General features: G+C 65.5%; 16 protein-coding genes. 8 read left to right on the forward strand and 8 right to left on the reverse strand.

The window, feature by feature from the left end:
• The first annotated feature begins 58 nt into the window (after positions 1-58).
• Both EN850_RS09720 and EN850_RS09725 read left to right on the forward strand, forming a co-directional pair.
• Positions 59-1,756 (forward strand): hydantoinase B/oxoprolinase family protein, encoded by a 1,698-nt coding sequence (locus tag EN850_RS09720; RefSeq protein WP_136091119.1) that lies wholly within the window; start codon positions 59-61, stop codon positions 1,754-1,756.
• 185 nt (positions 1,757-1,941) lie between these two features.
• Positions 1,942-3,057 carry an aminomethyltransferase family protein gene (locus tag EN850_RS09725; protein WP_135921887.1) on the forward strand — a complete coding sequence of 372 codons (1,116 nt, stop codon included), beginning with the start codon at positions 1,942-1,944 and terminating at the stop codon, positions 3,055-3,057.
• A gap of 275 nt (positions 3,058-3,332) precedes the next feature.
• On the opposite strand, the gene EN850_RS09735 is transcribed toward EN850_RS09725, so the two are convergent.
• The 5 genes from EN850_RS09735 to EN850_RS09755 form a co-directional block, all read right to left on the reverse strand.
• Positions 3,333-3,989 (reverse strand): methionine ABC transporter permease, encoded by a 657-nt coding sequence (locus EN850_RS09735; RefSeq protein WP_136091120.1) that lies wholly within the window; start codon positions 3,987-3,989, stop codon positions 3,333-3,335.
• Complete coding sequence (locus tag EN850_RS09740) at positions 3,970-5,058, reverse strand: methionine ABC transporter ATP-binding protein (protein ID WP_135883921.1); 1,089 nt, start codon at positions 5,056-5,058, stop codon at positions 3,970-3,972. The genes EN850_RS09735 and EN850_RS09740 overlap by 20 nt, the downstream gene beginning before the upstream one ends.
• An 85-nt stretch (positions 5,059-5,143) precedes the next feature.
• Positions 5,144-5,998: a MetQ/NlpA family lipoprotein gene (locus tag EN850_RS09745; protein ID WP_136091121.1), complete on the reverse strand. Its 855-nt coding sequence runs from the start codon at positions 5,996-5,998 to the stop codon at positions 5,144-5,146.
• Between the two features lie 207 nt (positions 5,999-6,205).
• Entirely contained in the window at positions 6,206-7,693 is a 1,488-nt protein-coding gene (locus tag EN850_RS09750; RefSeq protein ID WP_136091122.1) for an aldehyde dehydrogenase, read from the reverse strand.
• A gap of 59 nt (positions 7,694-7,752) precedes the next feature.
• Positions 7,753-9,201, reverse strand: a complete 1,449-nt coding sequence (locus EN850_RS09755) for an APC family permease (protein WP_135862814.1) — start codon at positions 9,199-9,201, stop codon at positions 7,753-7,755.
• Positions 9,202-9,388: 187 nt separating this feature from the next.
• Between EN850_RS09755 and EN850_RS09760 the strand changes: the two genes are divergently transcribed.
• Genes EN850_RS09760 through EN850_RS09785 form a run of 6 tightly spaced genes read left to right on the forward strand, consistent with a single transcriptional unit; the run spans position 9,389 to position 15,843 of the window.
• Entirely contained in the window at positions 9,389-10,159 is a 771-nt protein-coding gene (locus EN850_RS09760; RefSeq protein ID WP_136091123.1) for an IclR family transcriptional regulator, read from the forward strand.
• The gene (locus EN850_RS09765) at positions 10,159-11,436 is read left to right on the forward strand and encodes a Tm-1-like ATP-binding domain-containing protein (protein ID WP_136091124.1); all 1,278 of its coding nucleotides are present in this window, start codon (positions 10,159-10,161) and stop codon (positions 11,434-11,436) included. Before EN850_RS09760 ends, EN850_RS09765 begins: the two co-directional genes overlap by 1 nt.
• Positions 11,433-12,101, forward strand: coding sequence for an HAD-IA family hydrolase (locus EN850_RS09770; RefSeq protein WP_136091125.1), 669 nt, complete (start codon positions 11,433-11,435; stop codon positions 12,099-12,101). Before EN850_RS09765 ends, EN850_RS09770 begins: the two co-directional genes overlap by 4 nt.
• 21 nt (positions 12,102-12,122) lie before the next feature.
• On the forward strand, positions 12,123-13,472 hold the full coding sequence (locus EN850_RS09775) for an aminotransferase class III-fold pyridoxal phosphate-dependent enzyme (RefSeq protein WP_136091126.1): 1,350 nt from the start codon (positions 12,123-12,125) through the stop codon (positions 13,470-13,472).
• 35 nt (positions 13,473-13,507) lie between these two features.
• On the forward strand, positions 13,508-14,824 hold the full coding sequence (locus EN850_RS09780; protein ID WP_136091127.1) for an aminotransferase class III-fold pyridoxal phosphate-dependent enzyme: 1,317 nt from the start codon (positions 13,508-13,510) through the stop codon (positions 14,822-14,824).
• Positions 14,821-15,843 (forward strand): phosphotransferase, encoded by a 1,023-nt coding sequence (locus tag EN850_RS09785; RefSeq protein ID WP_136091128.1) that lies wholly within the window; start codon positions 14,821-14,823, stop codon positions 15,841-15,843. The genes EN850_RS09780 and EN850_RS09785 overlap by 4 nt, the downstream gene beginning before the upstream one ends.
• Positions 15,844-15,867: 24 nt before the next feature.
• Here EN850_RS09785 and hpaH read toward each other — a convergent pair whose 3' ends face one another.
• From hpaH to hpaD, 3 genes are all read right to left on the reverse strand, one after another.
• Positions 15,868-16,674, reverse strand: a complete 807-nt coding sequence (gene hpaH / locus EN850_RS09790) for a 2-oxo-hept-4-ene-1,7-dioate hydratase (RefSeq protein ID WP_136091129.1) — start codon at positions 16,672-16,674, stop codon at positions 15,868-15,870.
• Positions 16,671-17,540 carry a fumarylacetoacetate hydrolase family protein gene (locus EN850_RS09795; protein WP_136091130.1) on the reverse strand — a complete coding sequence of 290 codons (870 nt, stop codon included), beginning with the start codon at positions 17,538-17,540 and terminating at the stop codon, positions 16,671-16,673. The genes hpaH and EN850_RS09795 overlap by 4 nt, the downstream gene beginning before the upstream one ends.
• A 244-nt stretch (positions 17,541-17,784) precedes the next feature.
• Positions 17,785-18,765, reverse strand: a complete 981-nt coding sequence (gene hpaD / locus EN850_RS09805; RefSeq protein WP_136091131.1) for a 3,4-dihydroxyphenylacetate 2,3-dioxygenase — start codon at positions 18,763-18,765, stop codon at positions 17,785-17,787.
• Between the last annotated feature and the right edge of the window lie 9 nt (positions 18,766-18,774).

An 18,774-nucleotide genomic window follows, 5' to 3' on the forward strand; every position in this document is an offset into this window, starting at 1 on the left:
GGCGGCGCGACGTCTCAGGCCTTCCATGTCCGGCCCCTGCCATGAGGATTACTGAGCAATGACCGGTCTCGACGCCATCACGCTTTCGGTTCTCCAGGCCGCCTTGCAGCAGGTCTGCGACGAGATGGACCTGACCTTTTCCCGCGCCGCCTTCTCGCCCGTCATCGCCGAGGCCAATGACCGCTCGGACGGCATCTATTCGGCCGTCGATGGCTCGCTGATCGCGCAGGGCAGTCAAGGCCTGCCTGTGTTCGTCGGCGTCATGCAGTATTCGACCAGGACGGTGATCGAAATGATCGCCGACGGCCGCTGCCTGCCGCCCGAACCCGGCGACATCTACATCGTCAACGATCCCTATCTCGGCGGCACGCATCTGATGGATGTGCGCTTCGCCATGCCGGTCTATCGCGGTGAAAAGATCTTCTGCTGGTTGTCCAACACCGGCCATTGGCCTGACATCGGCGGTTCCGTGCCGGGCGGCTTCTCCGCGTCCGCAACCGCCGTCGAACAGGAAGGCCTGCGGCTGCCGCCGGTAAAGCTGTTCAAGAAGGGCGTGCTCGATCCCGAAATCTACGCCATCATCTGTTCCAACATCCGGGTTGCCGACCAGCGCATCGGCGACATCAGGGCACAGGCCGCCGCGTTGCTGATCGGCCAGGACCGCCTCATGGAAATCCTGGATCGTTACGGAGACGAAACCGTTGTCGAGGCGATCGCCGAACTGCGCCGACGCGCCGCCGAGCAGATGCGCGCCAACATCGCGGCCATTCCCGACGGCACCTATCGCTCCAAGGCCTTCGTCGATTCCGACGGGGTGGTCAACGAACCGCTGACCATCGCGCTCGCCGTCGAGAAACAGGGCGATAGGCTGACCTTCGATTTCACGGGCTCATCAAAGCCCTGCGCTGGGCCGATGAACAGCGTGCTGGCGACGACCTTGTCGTCGGTCTATCTCGCCATGCGCCATATCTTCCCGGATGTGCCGATCAGCGCCGGCGCCTTCGAGCCACTCGAGGTCAAGCGGCCGGAAGGCACCTTCCTGGACGCAAAGTATCCGCGCCCGGTCTCGGGTTGCGCCGCCGAGGTCTCGCAGCGCATCGCCGAGGCGGTATTCGCGGCCATGGTGCAGGCGCTGCCCGACAAGGTGACGGCGGCTCCCGCCGGCTCCAGCGGCAACTTCGCCTTGGGCGGCAGCGACCCCGCGCGCGGCCGCGACTATGTCATGTACCAGATCTCCGGCGGCGGCTATGGCGGCAATTCGGGCCATGACGGCCTGACCAATGGCTGCTCGACCATCGGCATTTCGAAATCGCCGCCGGTCGAGATCATGGAGCAGGCTTTTCCCGTGCTCTACCGGCACTATGCCTTGCGCGAGGGCTCGGGTGGCGCCGGCAAGCATCGCGGCGGTTTTGGCCTCGCCTACGAGGTCGAGATCCTGCGCGGCGAGGCGCGGGCCTCCTTCGTCATGGATCATGGCCGTTTCGGCCCGCAGGGCGCGCTCGGCGGTGGGGATGGTGAGCCCAACAGCGTGACCGTTTTCCGCGATGGCGAAGAACACATACCGCCGCACCTCTCCAAGGAGCAGGACATCCCGCTCAAGGCCGGCGACCGCGTGCGCGTCGGCACGCCGGGCGGCGGCGGCTATGGCGATCCGCGTGAGCGCGACCCGAAACTGGTCGCTCAGGATGTCCAGCTTGGCTATTATACAGCTGAGCAAGCCAAGCATCTGTTCGGGATCGAGGCACAAGGAAGCTGACCAAACTCGGATGAGCCGCCCCGCGCCGTGATCGCCGCATGACGTGTCGTTTCCGTCTCCGCCGGGAGCATGAAAGCCCGTAGATTTATCCGGTCAACGGAGATCTCGAACATGCGTCTTTTGGGTCGTTTCGTGCTTGCCGCTTCCGTCGCCCTCACCATCGCCACCGGCGCTGCTTGACTATCTTGGCTGAGCGGCGTTCCCCTTTCTACAGCAGCATCGTCGGGCTGGGCGCGACCATGGGCCGGGTCGGCGGCGATTTCATCTCGGCCAAATACTATTCCGGCATTGCCGACGAGCACCTGAACACCCGCGCCAATGTCGGCGTGCAGGACCTCAGCACCATGGGCAAGATGGACATCAAGGGTCCGGACGCCGAGGCGCTGGTCAACCATGTCATCGTCAACGACGCCGCGGCGATGAAACCGGGCAATGTCCGGTACTCCACCGTCTGCCGCGAGGATGGCGGCATCATGGACGACCTCACCGTGTTCCGGCTGGGGCCGGAGCATTTCATGCTGGTGACCGGCTCGGTCAACCGCCTGAAGATGCTGCCTTGGCTCCAGCATCATGCTGAGGGGCGCAAGGCCTATGTCACCGACATCACGGCGGCGGTCGCCTTCCCGACCATCCAGGGTCCGCGTTCGCGCGAACTCCTGAAGGCGCTGGTCGTGGATGCCGATCTCGATGGGTTGAAGCGCTGGGCGTTCACCTCGGGTCGCGTCGGCGAAACCAAGGTCATGATTTCGCGCACAGGCGTGACCGGCGAACTCGGCTTCGAACTGTTCGTGCCGGCGGACGAGGCGACCTCGGTCTGGGATGCGCTGATGCGGACTGGCCAGGCTTTCGGCCTGAAACCTTATGGCGTGCTGGCTATGTTCACGCTCGGGCTGGAGAAGGCCTATCCCGCCCATGGCATCGACATGGACGAGAGCCGCACGCCGTTCCATGTCGGCCTCGACCGCTGGATCAAGTTCGACAAGGGCGATTTCATCGGACGCGAGGCGCTGCTCAAGATCCGCGACAAGGGCCTCGACGAGCGCTGGACCGGCCTGATCCTCGACGGCGACAAGCCGGCCGCGACCGATGCCAGGGTGCTGGCCGATGGCAGGGATGTCGGCGTGGTCACCTATAGCGACCATGGCTATTCCCTCGGCAAGGTGCTGGCCACCGCGCATCTGCGGCTGCCCTTCACGGCTGTGGGCACCGAACTCAGCATCGCCATCGACGGCCAGCCCGTGCGCGCTGTGGTGGCGCCGATGCCGTTCTTCGATCCGGAGGGGGCGAGGTTGAGGGGCTAACCTGGTGTGTGCGCGTCCCACAGCGCCATAGCGGCCAATCCTCCGCGCTGCCCCTCACCTGCCTGCCGGCATCCTCTCCCCGTATAGTGACGGGGAGAGGGGCGCTCCGTCGCCGATTTCGCCAATCATCGGCGTTGCAAGAGGGGCGCCGGCGTCACGGCCGGCTTCTCTCTCCCCGTTCTACGGGGAGAGATGTCCGGCAGGACAGTGAGGGGCGGCGCCAACGCTAAGATTGTTTAGTCAGAAGGTTCGGCCGAACCTGAATATCAGCCGCCTCACCCTCGCCGGTCGAGCCGCGCCACCAGCCGATCGCCCACCCACTGGATGCCGCAGACCAGGATGATCAGCACGATCACCACCGCCACCATCACCGAGGTTTCAAACCGCTGATAGCCATAGCGGATGGCGAGGTCGCCGAGGCCGCCGGCGCCGATGGCGCCGGCCATCGCGGAGGCGCCGACCAGCGTCACCAGCGTCACCGTGAAGCCGGCGACGATGCCGGGCAGGGCCTCGGGCACCAGCACCTCGCGGATGATCGTCCAGCGGTTGCCGCCCATGGCGCGGGCGGCCTCGATCAGCCCGTGGTCGACCTCGCGCAACGACACTTCGGCAATCCGCGCATAGTAGGGCGTGGCGGCGATCGACAGCGGCACGATGGCCGCCCAGGTGCCGATCGAAGAGCCGACGATCAGCCGCGTCACCGGGATCAGCGCCACCAGAAGGATGATGAACGGCACCGAGCGGAATCCGTTGATGACGGCGCCGAGCACGCGATTCACCCACGGGCTTTCGGCAATGCCGCCGCGTTCGGTGGCGATCAGCGCCAGGCCGAGCGGCAGGCCGAACACCAGCGAGATTAGGCCGGAGGCGGCCGTCATCAGCACCGTCTCCCAGATCGACCGCAGCAGAAGCTCAAACAGGATCGGCGACATGGCCAAGCACCTCCACCCGCGCCTGGCGGGATTCCAGGAAAGCGATCACCTCGGCGAGATGACCCGCATCGCCGCCAGGGATGGAGAGGAACAGCGTCCCCACCGGCTCTCGCTGGATATGGTCGATGCCGCCATGGACGAGCCGGAAGGCACCGGGCACGGTTCTCGCAAGGTCGGACAGCAGCGGCCCGCGCGCAGGCTCGCCCGCAACGTCGACGCGCAAGATCGTTTCGGTACCACCCGCGGGCAGCAGCCGCGCCGCCAGCTCCGGCGGCAGTTGCGGCCGGATCGCGCCGAGCAGGCGTCTTGTGATCTCGGACCGTGGATCGGCGAACACAGACCAGACTGGCCCTTCCTCGACGATGCGTCCGGCGTCGATCACCGCCACCCGGTCGGCGATCGAGCGGATCACCTCCATCTCGTGGGTGATCAAAAGGATGGTCAGGCCAAGCTGCCGGTTGATGTCCTTGAGCAAGGCGAGGATGGACCGCGTCGTCTCTGGGTCGAGCGCTGACGTCGCTTCGTCCGACAGAAGCAGCGCCGGCCGCGCGGCCAGCGCCCGGGCGATGCCGACGCGCTGCTTCTGGCCGCCCGACAGTGACGCCGGATAGGCTTTCGCCTTTTCCGACAGGCCGACGAGATCGAGCAGTTCCGCCGCCCGCTTCAGCCGTTCGGCCTTTGGCCGGCCCTCGATCTTCAGCGGCAGCGCCACATTATCCTCGACCGTCTTGGCCGACAGCAGGTTGAAATGCTGGAAGATCATGCCGATGCGCCGCCGCAGCGGCTGCAGGTCGCGCTCGCCGAGCCGGCTGATTTCGCGGCCCTCGATGAACACCTCGCCGGAATCGGGCCGCTCCAACCCGTTGAGGCAGCGGATCAGCGTCGATTTGCCGGCGCCGCTGCGGCCGATGATGCCGAGGATCTCCCCCTTGCGCACCGTCAGGGAAATGCCGTCGAGCGCCGCCGTCGCGCCGAAGCGGCGCTTCAGCTCGACAAGACGCACCACGTCCTGCGCCGGTGCATCGGCGTCGTTCGTGTTCTCGATGGCTGCGGTCACATGCTGGTTCATACGCGGATCCCGAAACAGGATTGCGGCCCGCGCATTGCGCGGACCGCTTTTCTTGTCAAAGCAGACACTTTCGTGCCCGGATTGCTCAATAGGCGCTGAGGCCGGTGCCCTTGTAGACCTTGTCGAACTCGGTTTTGACCGCCTCGTTCTGGTAGGACGCCACCAGCGTCTTCACCCAGGCCTCGTTCTCGTTGCCGACCTTGACCGCAATGAAGTTGCGGTACGGATTGTCTGCGATCGGCTCCTGGGCGATGCGGTTTTCCGGTGTCAAGCCGCTTTTCAGCGCCCAGTCGGTGTTGACCACGGCTGCGTCGAGGTCCTCGACCGAGCGGCCGACGATGCCGGCGTCGAGTTCCTTGATCTCGACCTTCTTGGGGTTTTCGGCGATGTCGGCGGTGGTGGCCAGGATGCCGGTGCCGTCCTTCAGCTTGATCACGCCCTCATTCTGCAGCACGCGCAGCGCCCGGCCTTCATTGGACGGGTCGTTGGGCACGCCGATGACAGCACCCTGGGGCAAGTCGGCGACCGCTTTGTACTTCTTGGAATACAGGCCGATCGGCCACACGCCGGTATAGCCGACGCGCACGATATGGTAGCCCTGCGTCTTGATCTGGTTGTCGAGATAGGGCTGGTGCTGGAAGGCGTTGGCGTCGATCTCGCCGCGCTCCAGTGCCTCGTTGGGCTGGGTATAGTCGTTGAACACCACCGTCTCGATGCTCAGGCCCTTCTCGGCGGCTTGAGCGACCACGACGCGCCAGACATCCTCGTCCTCGCCGCTGATGATGCCGACCTTGATCGCCTTCTTGTCCTCGGCGAAGGAGGCATGCGGCGCCATCAGGGCGCCTATCGCGACGGCCGATGCGAACAGCAGAGCCAGGCCGCTGCGGCGGTTCAGGGTTGACCTTGGGGAAGAGGACAAAGTGTTGTTGAGGTCGGACATGATTGGTCTCTGCGGTTGTGAAGTCATGGCAGCAAGGCGGATTGCCTAGGCTTGTTCACATCGTCAGAAATTCTATCGATTTTATCAAAGAACGCCTTTCGCCATTCTCCTTGCAGCCGGGAATATTCTCTCAAAAATTTTGAAGAAGGGAGTAAAAGACTGCGGGCGTCGAGAAGCGGTGAGGTCCTCAGCGAACCCGGCGGCTCCTCAAAGGGCAATCCATGCCGTCTTCAGTTCGAGATACTTCTCCAGCGCGTGCAGCGACTTGTCGCGGCCGAAGCCGGATTGCTTGACGCCGCCGAGCGGCACGGTGACGTCGGCGCCGCCATAGGTGTTGACGTGGACAACGCCGGCGTTGATGGCGCGCACCATGCGATGCGCGGTGGAAAGGTTCGACGTCCACACCGCCGAGGCGAGCCCGTAGACCGTCGAGTTGGCAAGCCGCACCGCTTCCTCCTCGGTCTCGAAGCGCATCACGCCGAGCACCGGCCCGAACACCTCTTCGCGCGCAAGCTGCATGTCCTGCGTCACGTTCTCGAAGATCGTCGGCGCCATGTAGCTGCCGCCGGTCTCGGCCAGGATGCGTTCGCCGCCCGTGACCAGCCTTGCGCCTTCTTCAGTGGCCTTGGCGACGAAACCGAGATTCTTGTCCAACTGCTCCGCGCTCGACACCGCGCCGACATCGCTTGCGAGATCGAGCGGATCGCCGACCTTCAGCCTTGTGGTCGCAGAGAGCAGTTCGTCCATGAAACGGTCATAGACGGAGGCCTGGACAAGCAGCCGCGAGCCGGCGACGCAGACCTGGCCGGAATTGCGGAAGATGCCGTTGGCCGAGACGACAGCCGCCTGTTTCAGGTCCGGCGCGTCGCCAAAGACGATGTTGGGCGACTTGCCGCCGAGTTCGAGGAAGACGCGCTTCAGATTGGAACGGGCGGAGTATTCGAGTAGCCGGCGGCCGACCGGTCCCGAGCCGGTGAAGGCGATGGCGTCGACATCCCCATGCAGGCCGAGCGCCTCGCCGGTGACCGCGCCCCTGCCGGTCACGACATTGAGCACGCCGGCGGGCAGCCCGGCTTCGGCAGCCAGTTCGGCCAGCCGCAGCAGCGTCAGCGAGGCGATCTCCGGCGGCTTGACCACCACGCAATTGCCGGCGGCCAGCGCCGGCGCGATCTTCCAGGCGCCGATCATCAACGGGAAGTTCCAGGGAACGATGACGCCGACGACGCCGAGCGGCTCCTTGTGGATCAGCCCAAGCACGTTGTCGGCGGTCGGCGCGATCTCGCCATAGACCTTGTCGATCGCCTCAGCGTAGTAGCGGATGGTGCCGGCCGCCGACAGCGGCTCGGCCTTGTAGGCCATGCCGATCTCGGTGCCATTGTCGCGCACGCCGAGCACGGCCAGCTCGTCGACATGTCTTTCGATCAGTTCGGCGAGCCTGGTCAGCACCTTCTTGCGGAAAGCGGGGGCAGCGCGCGACCATGAACCCTTCTCGAACGCCTTGCGTGCCGAGCGCACGGCGCGGTCGATGTCGGCTGGATTGCCGTCGGCAATGCTGGCGAAAGGCCGGCCGTCGATCGGCGAAATCACCAGCAGGCTCGCGCCGCTTGCCGCCTCGGACTGCGCGCCATCGATGAACAGGCCGCGCGCGCCGATCTCCGCCTTGCGCAGTGTGTCGATGGCACTTTGACTGATCATTATATTCTCACTTCAGGAGGGTCTGCGGGGCGGCGTGATACGCCGCCCTGATATCTCGCTCAATCCTTGAGCGGTACGCCGAGATTGTCGAAGGCCACCGGATCGCGGCTCTTCAACGCGCCTGCCAGCAGCAGGCCCACCACGCCGGCGATCAGCACCAGTCCCGGCAGGAACGCACCGAGGAAGCCGCCGGCCCCCGACAGGCTGCCGAAATTGATGACGATCAGGTAGATGATGACGACGAAGGCGATGAAGGTCAGCCCGGGCAGGATCGTGGTCTTGAGCGCGTTCTCCTGGGCCGACGGGTTGGCGCGGAAGTACATCACCACGGCGAGCGAGGCGACCGCCATCATGACGATGACGCCGAGCGTCGCGACATTGGTCAGCCACGAGAACAGCGCCAGCACCGGATCGAGCCCGAGTACGGCGAACAGCCCGACGACGACAGCCGCCAGCACGCTCTGGATCACCGAAGCGACATGCGGGCTCTGGTGCGCCGAATGCGTCACGCCGATCGACTGCGGCAACAGCTTCTCGCGGCCGGAGACATAGATGTAGCGGGCAACCGCATTGTGGAACGCCAGCACGCCGGCAAACAGGCTCGACACGAACAGGATGCTCATCGCGTGCGTGAGCAGCGTTCCGGCATAGCGGTCGGAGAGGCCGAACAGGAAGGTGGTCGGGTCCTGCAGGCCCTGCAGCGCCGGCAGCAATTTGTCGACGCCGGCGCCCACCGCCATCAGCCAGGCGGTGACCATGTAGAAGACGCCGATCAGCAGCACCGAGAAGTAGGTGGCGCGCGGAATGGTGACCTTGGGATCACGGGCTTCCTCGGCGTAGATCGTCGTCGCCTCGAAGCCGATGAAGGCGGCGAAACAGAACAGGATGGCGATCGCCGGCGCGCCCGAGGTGATCTGGCTCCAGCTGAACGGGGCCGCCGAGAGGCCGCTGTCGCCGCCGGTCCTGAGGATCACCAGGTCGAGGATCAGCACCACGGCATATTCGCACAGCACCAGCACCGTCAGGATCTTGGCCGACAGGTCGACCTGGCGGTAACCGAGCACGGCGACGATGGCGATGGCGATGAAACTCCACACCCACCAGGGAAGGTTGATGCCCCAGCTGGCGAACAGCCCGGAGGTCGCGGCGCCTAGCAGGCCCATGACGCCGATCTGCATGGCATTGTAGGACAGGATGGCGATCAGCGCCGTGGCGCCGCCGGCAAGGCCGCCCAGGCCGCGCGCGGCATAGGCATAGAAGGCGCCGGCGTTGCCAACATGGCGCGACATGGCGACATAGCCGACCGCGAACAGAAGCAGCAGCACCGTGACGATCAGATAGGTGCCGGCAAAGCCGGCGCCGTTGCCCATCAGCATGCCGAGCGGCGTGCCGCCGGCGACCGCCGTGAGCGGGGCGGCGGCCGAGATCACCATGAAGGTGATGGCGCCGACGCCGAGACTGTTCTTGCGCAGCCTGTTGGCCGGCGCCGCTTCCGAAACTGCTGACATTTGTCCCTCCTGTTTGCAAACCGGTTGGCTTGCCGGCCGAATGGCCTGTCCCATACGCTCTGGATATGGTTCATTATTTGAACCGTTATTTTGAATATAGACTTGCAAACAAAGCGGCTTCCTGTCAAGTTAATTCACACGTTAATTGATTGCCGCTTATGGGGCGCACATTGCTGGGAGGAATGCGTTGAGTACGGTCGGCAAGGCGATTTCACTCTTGGAGCTGTTCACCGTGGCCGAGCCCGAGCTCGGACTGTCGGACTTGGCGCGCCGGTCGGGTTTCGACAAGGCGACGACGCGGCGCCTGCTGGTGGCGCTGACCGGCCACGGTCTCGTCGAGCAGGATGCCGTCACGCGGCTCTACCGGCTCGGCGCCGGCCTGTCGCGGCTGGCGCGCATCCGCGAGGCCCGCTTTCCCTTCCTGCAGACCGCAGTGCCGCTGGTGCGGGATCTGGCAAGTGCCACGGCCGAGACCGTGCATCTGTCGGAATATGGCGTCGACCGGCTGGTCACCGTCCATGTCGAGCATCCGGCGCGGGCAAACCGGGTCAATGTCGATATCGGCCAGCTTCTGCCCCTGCATTCGACCGCCTCCGGCATCGTCTATCTGGCCTTCGCCAGGGACGAGGCCGTCAAGGCATGGCTGGCCGCTCCCCTGGAGGCCTTCACCGCGCACACGCTGACCGAACCGGCCGCGCTCGCGCGCTCCATGGGCGAGGCGCGCGAGCGCGGCTATTCGATCTGCGACCAGGGTCTGGAGGAGGGCGTCATATCAGTCGCGGCGGCAATCCTGGCGGCGGATGGGTTCGCGCTCGGCACGATCGCTGTGGCGGCGCCGAAGGCCAGGACGACGGCGGCCGACATCGCGCAGCGCGGGCTTGCGGTCGTGGCCGCAGCACGGGAGATTTCGATGCGTCTCAATGGCGATAATCTGCAAACCTTGAGGAGGCAGGCCTAATGTCTGCACAGAGGCCCCGCATCCTGGTCATCGGCACCGGCGACACCAAGGCCGACGAGCTGCTGTTCATGAAAGCCTGCATCGAGGCATCGGGCGGCCGGGCCGTCATGATGGATGTCAGCGTGCTGGGCGACCCGCCCTACAGCCCCGATCACGACAAGCACGCGGTCGCCCGCGCCGTGGATGTCACGATCGCCGAGATCGTCTCCAGCGGCGACGAGAACACCGCCATGACTCTGATGGCGGGCGGCGCCGTGCAATTGGCGCGCAAGCTCCAGCAAGACGGCGAGATCGACGCCTTCATCGCCATAGGCGGCTCCATGGGAACCGATCTGGCGCTCGATGTCGCGCTTTGCCTGCCGCTCGGCGTGCCGAAATTCGTCGTCTCGACCATCGCCTATTCCCACCTGATCCCGCCCGAGCGGGTCGCGCCAGACCTGATGATGATCCTCTGGGCGGGCGGGTTGTACGGCCTCAACACCATTTGCAAGCTTGTCCTGTCGCAGGCCTGCGGCGCGGTCGTCGGCGCGACGAAGATGATGCTTGAAACCCGCGCCTCCGCGCCGGCGAAAGGCCCGACCATCGGCATGACCTCGCTCGGCAGCTCCTGCCTGCGCTACATGAAGACGCTGAAGCCGGCGCTGGAACGGCGCGGCTATGACGTCGCCGTCTTCCACACCACCGGCATGGGCGGCCGCGCCTTCGAATCGATCGCCGGTCAGGATCATTTCTGCGCGGTGTTCGATTTCAGCCTGCAGGAGATCACCAACCATCTGGCCGGCTCCGTCGTCAGCTCCGGCGCCGACCGGCTGGAGAATGCCGGCGCCCGTGGCGTTCCGCAGATCGCGGCACCTGGTGCGGTCGACATGGTCGACCTGCCAACCTGGCAGGATTTGCCGGCTAAATTTTCCGAGCGCCCGTTCCACGCCCACAACAGGCTGATCGCCTCGATTACAGTCGATGCGGATGACCGCCGCGAGGTCGCTCGGACCATCGCCGGGAAGCTCGGCATGGCAAAGGGCCGTTCCGCCCTCATCCTGCCTTCCCGTGGCATCCAGGAATGGGACACCGAGGGCGAGCCGCTCTGTGAGCCCGAAGCGCTTGCCGCTTTCGTCGATGAGATGCGCAGGGCGATCCCCGCGGGCGTCGAGTTCCACGAGATCGACGCCCACATCAACAGCGACACCTTCGTCGCCAAGGCGCTGGAGATCTTCGACCGCTGGGTCGAGGAGGGCATCATCCCGCGCGGCATGCCGGCCAAGGAGGTCGCCGCGTGAGTGCTGTTTCCGCACAGGCGCTGGTCCTCGACTTCGGCGGCGTCGTCACCCGTACGCTGTTCGAGACCCATGCCTTGACTGAACAGGCGCTGGGCCTGAAGCCGGGAACGCTGCAGTGGCGCGGCCCGTTCGATCCCGGCAGCGATCCGCTGTGGCGTGCCATGCAGGCCGACGAGATCAGCGAGCGCGACTATTGGCGCACCCGCACTCGGGAGGTCGGGCGCCTTGTCGGCGAGGACTGGCAGGCGATGGAAACCTTCGTCCAGCGCGCGCGTGGCGCCGAGCCCGAAAAGGTGGTGCGGCCGGAAGCCATCAGCGCCATTCGCGCCGTCCACGCGGCGGGATTTCGCCTGGCGATCCTGTCCAACGAACTCGACCTGTTCTACGGCGCCGGCTTCCGCCGGCGGCTGCCGCTGCTTGACCTGTTCGACGTGATCGTCGACGCCACCTACACCGGCATTCTCAAGCCGGATCCGCGTGCCTACGCCTTCGTCACCGAAGCGCTTGGCCTGCCTGCCGCCGCCTGTGTCTTCGTCGACGACCAGCAGCGCAATGTCGATGGCGGCCGTGCCGCCGGCATGCGCACGGTTCATTTCGACGTTGCCCGGCCGGCCCATTCCTATGCCGAGGCCCTCGGCCATTTCGACCTCGTTCCAGTTGCCTGAGACCTTTTGCGGAGCCTTGTGATGCGCGACATCAACTTCCTCACCGAGACCAACGCCAGGCCGATCTGGCACCCGATGGCGCATCCGGCCGAGATGCGAGCCAATCCGCCCAAGGTGATCATGAAGGGCGAGGGCGTCATGGTCACCGACATCGCCGGCAACACCGTGCTCGACGCCGTCGGCGGCCTGTGGAACGTCAATCTCGGCTACAGCTGCGATCCGATCAAGCAAGCCATCGCCGACCAGCTCGGCGCACTGCCTTACTACTCCGGCTTTCGCGGCACCTCGACCGGACCGTCGATCGAACTCGCCTACGAACTTGCGGAATGGTTCGCGCCGGAAGGCATGGTGCGCACCTTCTTCACTTCGGGCGGCTCGGATTCGGTCGAAACCGCGCTGCGGCTGGCGAGGCAATATTGGAAGATCCGCGGCCAGGGCGACCGCACCAAGTTCCTCGCCTTGAAGAAGGGCTATCACGGCACGCATTTCGGCGGTGCCTCCGTCAATGGCAATGCCAATTTCCGCCGCAACTATGAGCCGCTGCTGCCTGGCGTCTTCCATGTCCCGGCACCCTGGACCTTCCGCAACCCGTTCGACGAGACCGATCCGGCGCGGCTGGCGAAACTGTGCGCCAGGGCGCTGGAGGACGAGATCGCCTTCCAGGGCGGCGACACGATCGCTGCCTTCATCATGGAGCCGGTGCTGGGTGCGGGCGGCGTCATCGTTCCGCATGAGAGCTTCATGCCGCTGGTGCGCGAGATCTGCGACCGCCACGAAATCCTGCTGATCGCCGACGAGGTGGTCACGGGCTTCGGCCGCACCGGCGCATGGTCCGGGTCGCGGCTGTCCGGCGTGAAGCCGGATTTCATGACCATCGCCAAGGCGATCACCTCGGGCTATTTCCCGCTCGGTGCCACCTTGATCGGCGCCAAGGTTGCTGACGTATTCGAGGCCGACAAGACCAGCTTCGGCGCGATCGGCCACGGCTACACCTATTCCGGCCATCCGGTCGGCTGCGCGGCCGGGTTGGCGGCCTTGGCCGAGACCAAACGGCTTCGCCTCGACGAGAACGCGGCCGCGCGCGGGGCCGAACTGGCCGATGTGCTGGAGGGCCTGAAGGCCAAGCATGCCATCGTCGGCGATGTCAGGTACAAGGGCCTGATGGCGGCGCTGGAACTGGTCTCCGACCGCGCGACGAAAAAACCCGCCGACAAGAAGACCATGGGCGTTGTTTCGGAAGCCGCCTACGACGCCGGCGTCATGCTGCGCGTCTCCGGCAACAACATCATCCTGTCGCCGCCGCTGATCATCAGCGCCGCCGACGTGGCCAGGATCGGCGAAGCGATCGACGCCGGCCTGTCGAAGGCCTGACGAACCGACTGACACAACGGAGTTCCGGTACACGCATGTCCCATTCGCAGGAAAGAATCGCCGGGGAAACGCTCGTTGGCCGGCGCGGCCGGCTGCTTGGCGCGAAATCGCAGCTGTTCTATGACAAGCCGGTGCATCTTGTGCGCGGCGAGGGTGTCTGGCTCTACGACGCCGACGGCCGCAAATATCTCGACGCCTATAACAATGTCGCCCATGTCGGCCATTGCCACCCGCACGTGGTCGAGGCGCTGTGCCGGCAGGCGAGCCTGCTCAACACCCACACGCGCTACCTCCACACCGCCATCCTCGACTATGTCGAGCGGCTGACCGCGACCTTCGATGCCAGCCTCTCCACCGCCATCCTGACCTGCACCGGCAGCGAGGCCAACGACATCGCGCTGCGCATGGCGCAGGCGGTCTCCGGCCAGATGGGCATCATCGCCACCGACGCCACCTATCACGGCAACACCGCAGCCGTTTCGCAACTCTCAACCCGCATGCCGCCGGTCGGCGGCCGCGCCCACCATGTCAGGCTGGTGCCGGCCCCCGACAGCTATCGCCATCCCGATGCGATGGCCAATGGCAAGGCCTTCGGCGATGCCGTGCGCGAGGCGATCGCCTCGCTGGCCAGAGACGGCATCGGCCTTTCCGGCATGATCCTCTGCCCGCTGCTCGCCAATGAGGGCTTTCCAGCACTCCCGAACGGCTTTTTCGATGACGCCATATCGGCGGTGCGCGAAGCCGGCGGTCTGATGATCGCCGACGAGGTACAGCCCGGTTTCGGCCGCACCGGCAGCCATTTCTGGGGTCATCAGCGCGCCGGTTTCGTCCCCGACATCGTCACCATGGGCAAACCGATGGGCAACGGCCACCCGGTCGCCGCTGTCGTCACCACTCGAGACATATTGGCGACCTTCCGCGACGCCTTCCGCTACTTCAACACCTTTGGCGGCAATCCGGTCTCCTGCGCCGTGGCCAATGCGGTCCTCGATGTCCTGGAAGACGAGAACCTCGTCGCCAATGCGCGCGACGTCGGCGCCTATGCGCTCGGCCTGCTGCGGCCACTGGCCGATCGTCATGAATCGATCGGCGAGGTCAGGGGCGCCGGGCTGTTCTTCGGCGCCGAACTGGTCCGCGACCGCAAGACACGCGAGCCGGCGCCCGACATCGCCGGCCGCGTCATCAACGCGATGCGCGACCGTGGCGTGCTGATGGGCAAGACCGGCATCCACGGCAATGTGCTCAAGATACGCCCGCCCATGCCGTTTTCCCGCGAAAACGCCGATGTCCTGATCGAAACGCTCGATGAGGTGCTCGGCGAAGTCGGCGAAGTCGGCGGAGTGCCGGGGTGAACGCCGTCTCGACGCATGCCGGGCCGGAAACGGCAGCTGATGTCACCGACCTTGCCAGACGTGCGCTGGACCATTGGGGCGTTCGCGGCGGCGAGCCGGTGCTCTTGAAATACCGCGAGAATGCGGTCTTCCGGATCCACCTGCTCGATGGCCGGCCGGCCGTGATGCGCGTGCATCGGCTTGGCTACCACACGGATGCCGCACTGCGCGGGGAACTGCGATGGATGGGCTTTCTGCAAGCCGCCGGCGTCGCCACCCCGTCTCCGATCGCAACGCAAGCCGGCGACCCGTTCGTGCTCGTCGGGACCGCGGCTTTGACGCAACCACGCCAGGTCGACTGCCTGAGCTGGCTCGAGGGCCGCGCCGTCGGCGCGCGCGGCGTACCGCTGGACCATACGCCGGAACAGTTGGAGCAGGTCTTCAGGGAGATCGGGCGAAGCATCGCCCACATGCACACTGTCACCGCCGCCTGGACGCCGCCTTCAGGCTTCACCCGCCATGCCTGGGACTTCGACGGCTTCTTCGGCGCGGCGCCGAACTGGGGACGCTTCGAGACCTCACCCTTCCTCGACGGCGCGCGCCGCGATCTGGTTTTCCAAGCGCGGGAAAAGGCCGCGAAGGCGCTGTCGGAACACGAACGCAGCGCCCGCAATTTCGGCATCATCCACGCCGATCTGGTGCGCGAGAACGTGCTGATCCATGACGGTGCAGTGCGCATCATCGACTTCGATGATTGCGGCTTTGGCTGGCACATGTACGACCTTGCGGTTGCGCTCTACCAGAACCGAGACGAGCCGCTCTATCCGCTGATCGAGGCCTCGCTGCTCGACGGCTACCGGCAGCAGCGGGAGTTGACCGCGCAGGACATCGCTGCGCTGCCGCTGTTCGCCGCGCTGCGGGCCTTCGCGTTTCTGGGCTGGGTGCAAAGCCGCGTCGAGGGCGACATCACCCGCGAAGTCGGCCTGCGCATGTCGAACATCGCCGCCGATGTGATAGCGGCCTATTTGCGCGACAAATGAGGCGGTGTGGCTGGCGGGGAACCGTCAGCCTTTCGCGAAATGGATGCTGACCGTTCCCGAACCGCCGAAATCGGCGACGATCGTGTCGCCCGGCCGTGCCTCCACGGGCCGCACGAAGGAACCCGACAGCACCACTTCGCCGGCCGCGATCGATAGGCCGTAGCGGGCGAGCCGGTCGGCCAGCCAGGCCACGCCCATGGCCGGATGGTTGAGCACGCCGGCGCCGAGCCCGGTCTCCTCGACCTCGGCATTGCGCGAGACGATGGCGCCGATCCAGCGCATGTCGGCTTCATCGGGCCGCTGCGGCCGCCCGCCGATGACGATGCCGGCATTGGCGGCATTGTCGGAGATGGTGTCGAAGAAGGTGCGCGCCTTCTTGGTCTCGGCATTGACGCGCTCGATGCGCGTATCGAGGATTTCCAACGCCGGCGTGATGTAGTCGGTGGCGTTGAGCACGTCGAACAGGGTCATCCCGGGCCCCTTCAGCGGCGCCTTCATGACGAAGGCGATCTCGGCCTCGACGCGCGGCTGGATGAAACGGCCGGCGGCAATGGTCGCGCCGTCGTTGAAGAACATGTCGTCGAAGAGCACGCCCGAATCCGGTGTGTCGATGGCCAGCGCATATTGCATCGCCTTGGAGGTCAGGCCGATCTTCCAGCCTTTCGGCTTCAGCCCGGCATCGGTCTTGCGCTTCACCAGCGCCGCCTGGACGCGATAGGCATCCTCCATCGTCGCCTCGGGAAAGTCGAGGCTGAGCAGCCGCATCTGGCGGCGCGACCGTTCGGCCTCGAACAGCCTGTCGGCGGCGTCTTCCACTTGGCTCGGGGTCATTGTTCGGCCTCGTCGACGACGCTGTTTCTGAGCACGCCGATGCCGTCAGCCTCCACCTCGATCACATCGCCCGGTTTCAGCCACACCGGCGGATCGAAGCGGGCGCCGGCGCCGGTCGGCGTTCCCGTGACGATGATATCGCCAGGCACCAATGTGGTGAAGGTCGAGATGTAATTGATGATCTTGCGGAAGGAAAAGATCATCCGGCTGGTGCGGTCCTGCTGGCGCACCTCGCCGTTGACGCGGGTGGTCAGCGCGATGTCGGCGATCTGCGCCTCGTCGATGAACGGCACCAGCCAGGGGCCGATCGAGCCGGTGCGCTCGAAATTCTTGCCTTGCGTGACGTTGAACTTGGCGTGCCGCACCCAGTCGCGGATGGTGCCTTCGTTGCACAGCGACAGGGCGGCGATGTGGTCCAGCGCGTCGGCCTCGGCGATGCGCCGGCCGGGCTTGCCGATGACGATGACGATTTCGCCCTCGTAGTCGAGCTGTGATGATTCCGGCGGCCGCACCAGCGGCGCGCCATGACCGACGAAAGAGCGCGGAAAACGGATGAACAGCGAGGGGTTGGCGGGAGCTGCCTGCCCGTCCTTGTACTCCTCGTTGCGGTCGGGATAGTTGACGCCGACGCAGATGATTTTTTCCGGGGAGGGAATGGGGATGTCGTAGGTGATGGCGTCGAGCGGGAAATCGGGGGAATAGCTGTGGACTTCTTCGGCCAGCTGTCTCAGCGCACCCGCCTCGATCACCTCACGCAGCGATGGCCACTCGGGATGGCGCGCCGAAAGGTCGATGACGCGCTTGTCGGCAATAGCGCCGTAGCGCGTCTTGCCGCCGACGGTGAAGGTGGCGAGGCGGGCGCTCATGCTGATACTCCATGGTCGTTGCTGCTGGCCAACCGGAACCGCCGAGCTCTACGACGCCCCCCTCTGTCCTGCCGGACATCTCCCCCACTTGGGGGGAGATCAGCCGGCCGCGCCGTCGGCGCCTCACTAGCAACGTTGAAAATTGGCGAAGGCAGGGATGACAGCCAATCTCCCCCCAAGTGGGGGAGATGTCCGGCAGGACAGAGGGGGGCGCGAAGGAACGCCAACATCTCCCAATAGCCCATCACGGCGCCACAATCGGCGAAGCCGCCAGATCCGGCTGCCGCACCTCCGCGCCGGCAAAGACACTGCCTTCCTCGAACCAGCTCTTCGGCGCCGGCGCGCCCCACAGCGTCTGGCGCTGCGGATCCTTCAAATCCCATTTGATCGGCTCGAGGTCCGGATCGACCGTCTGGTAGTCCGAACAGTAGATCTCGATGCGATGATTGTCGGGGTCGCGCACATAGAGGAAGAAGGCGTTGGAAATGCCGTGCCGGCCGGGGCCGCGCTCGATGTTCGGCAGGTAGCCGGTGGTCGCCATCAGGTCGAGCAGGTCGATGATGTTGAGCGGCGTCGGCACCCAGAAGGCGACGTGGTGCAGGCGCGGGCCGATACCGTTGGTGAAGGCGATGTCGTGGACACCGCCCTTGCGGTGCGTCCAGGCAGCCCACAGCTTTCCGCTCGAGGCATCTTCCGTATATTCGGTCACGCGAAAGCCGAGCTCGTTGTAGAAGGCGACGGACTCGTCGACATTGGGCGAGAAGCAGTTGAAATGGTCGATGCGCAGCGGCTTCACGCCATGATAGAGCGCGTATTTCTGGTGGATCGGCGGCAACCGTTCCATCGTCGCGTAGAATTCCAGCGGAATGCCGTGCGGGTCGCGCGTGCGGAAGGTGCGCGACTGGTAGGGACGCTCGACCCATTCGACCGGCAGGCCCTTGCCCCTGAAGAAGTACTCTGCCTTGTCGAGGTCCTCGTCGGAAAAAACCTTGAAACCGAGATCGCGGGCTTCCGGCGTCGTTGCCTTGCGCAGCACGATGCAGTGATGGCCGCGCTCCTCCATGGCCCTGAGGTAGATGGCGCCTGATGTCTCGTCGGTGACCTGCAGGCCGAGCGTGTCGACATAGAAGGCGCGGGATCGGGCAAGGTCGGTCACCGCGAGCTCGACATGGCTGAGCCGAACGATGTTGAAGGCGGGGTAGAGGTTGGGCTTGGGCAAGGGCATCTGGTTTCC

The sequence above is a fragment of the Mesorhizobium sp. M8A.F.Ca.ET.207.01.1.1 genome, assembly GCF_004794715.1.
Taxonomy (GTDB): domain Bacteria; phylum Pseudomonadota; class Alphaproteobacteria; order Rhizobiales; family Rhizobiaceae; genus Mesorhizobium.